Origin of the sequence: Verminephrobacter aporrectodeae subsp. tuberculatae At4, assembly GCF_000193225.1 — a bacterium.
GTDB lineage: Bacteria > Pseudomonadota > Gammaproteobacteria > Burkholderiales > Burkholderiaceae_C > Acidovorax > Acidovorax aporrectodeae.
This window is the reverse complement of record NZ_AFAL01000115.1, coordinates 1-1,541: the sequence shown is the minus strand read 5'-3', so window position 1 is coordinate 1,541 and position 1,541 is coordinate 1. Positions and strand designations below refer to the sequence as shown.

The window sequence follows — 1,541 nt, the reverse complement described above, 5'->3', positions numbered from 1 at the left end:
GGTCTGCCTGGCCGCGCAAGGGGCGCCGCGCAGCGGCCCGGGCGCCCGTGGCTGCCCGCGGCGGCTGCGGGCCTGGCCTGCCTGGCCGTGCAGGCGCCGGCGCTGGCGCAGGCCGCGGGCGCGCTGCCCCTGGTGGTGGCCAGCGGCCCTTCGGGCAGCAGCTACTCGGTTCCCGTCCAGACCCTGCTGTTCTTCACGGCGCTGTCCTTCCTGCCGGCGGTGCTGCTCATGATGACGGGGTTCACGCGCATCGTGATCGTGCTGTCCCTCCTGCGCCAGGCGCTGGGAACGCAGTCGGCGCCGCCGAACCAGGTCATCGTCGGCCTGTCGCTGTTTCTGACCCTGTTCGTCATGGGCCCCACGCTGGACCGGGTGTACCAGGACGCGTATCTGCCCTACGTGAACAACAGCGCCACCTTTGAACAGGCGCTCGACAGGGCCGAGGCGCCCATGCGCAGCTTCATGCTCAAGCAGACCCGGCAGTCCGACTTCGCCCTGTTCGCGCGGCTCGCGCGGCTCGACCCGAGGGTGGGCGCGGAAACGGCGCCGCTGCGCGTGCTCGTTCCCGCGTTCGCGACCAGCGAGCTCAAGTCCGCGTTTCAGATCGGCTTCATGATCTTCATCCCGTTCCTGGTGATCGACATGCTGGTGTCGAGCATCCTCATGTCGTTGGGAATGATGATGCTCTCTCCGGTCCTCGTGGCGCTGCCCTTCAAGCTCATGCTGTTCGTGCTGGCCGACGGCTGGAACCTGCTGATTGGCTCGCTGGCGGCGAGCTTCGTCAGCTGAAGGCGAAGGAACGTGCGATGACTGCGCAAATGGTTCTCACCCTGGGGCGCGACGCCCTGGGCCTGCTGCTGATGATCGCCATGCCCGTGCTCGGGGTCGTCATGGCGGTGGGCCTGATCGTGAGCATCTTTCAGGCGGTCACGCAGATCCATGAGGCGACCCTGGCCTTCGTTCCCAAGCTGATCGCCGCGATGGTGGTGTTTGCGCTCGCCGGCCCCTGGATGCTCGGCAGCCTGGTGGACTTCATCCGCCGGACCATCGAAGCCATCCCTTCGGTGGTGGCGTAAAGCCAGGCCGGTGGTTCTTCCTGCCGCATGCCCGCCGCCGGCCCGCCCATCGCCAGCGCCAGCGCCTCGTGGAGCCGCGCGTGATCGGCTTTTCCGAGGCCCAGATCATGGCCTGGCTGTCGCCCATCCTGTGGCCCTTTCTGCGCGTGCTCGCCCTGTTCTCGGCCGCCCCGGTGTTCTCCATGCGGGCGCTGCCCCTGCGCGCGAAGATCGGGCTGGCCTTTCTGGTGGCGCTGTGCGCCCAGGGCGTGCTGGTCGATCAACCGGTGATCGCCGTCCAGGGCCGTGCGGCTCTGGGAGCGCTCGCGCAGCAACTCACCGTGGGCCTGGCGATCGGCTTTTCGGTGCGCCTGGTATTCGCTGCGGTGGAACTCGCCGGGGAACTCGTGGGCTTGCAGATGGGGCTGAACTTCGCGTCCTTCTTTGACCCCGCGTCCAGCGCCCAGACCAGCGCCGTGGCCCGAT

General features: G+C 68.5%; 3 protein-coding genes. All 3 read left to right on the top strand.

Translation table 11 applies throughout. The annotated features are described in order from the left end of the window. Positions 1-51: 51 nt before the first annotated feature. The gene (gene fliP, locus VTU_RS0104565; RefSeq protein WP_029554110.1) at positions 52-789 is read left to right on the top strand and encodes a flagellar type III secretion system pore protein FliP; all 738 of its coding nucleotides are present in this window, start codon (positions 52-54) and stop codon (positions 787-789) included. 17 nt (positions 790-806) lie between these two features. Next, positions 807-1,076: a flagellar biosynthesis protein FliQ gene (fliQ, locus tag VTU_RS0104560; RefSeq protein WP_010101282.1), complete on the top strand. Its 270-nt coding sequence runs from the start codon at positions 807-809 to the stop codon at positions 1,074-1,076. Positions 1,077-1,156: 80 nt separating this feature from the next. Next, positions 1,157-1,541 (top strand): flagellar biosynthetic protein FliR (locus tag VTU_RS0104555; protein ID WP_010101280.1); only part of this gene is annotated, 385 nt, incomplete at its 3' end.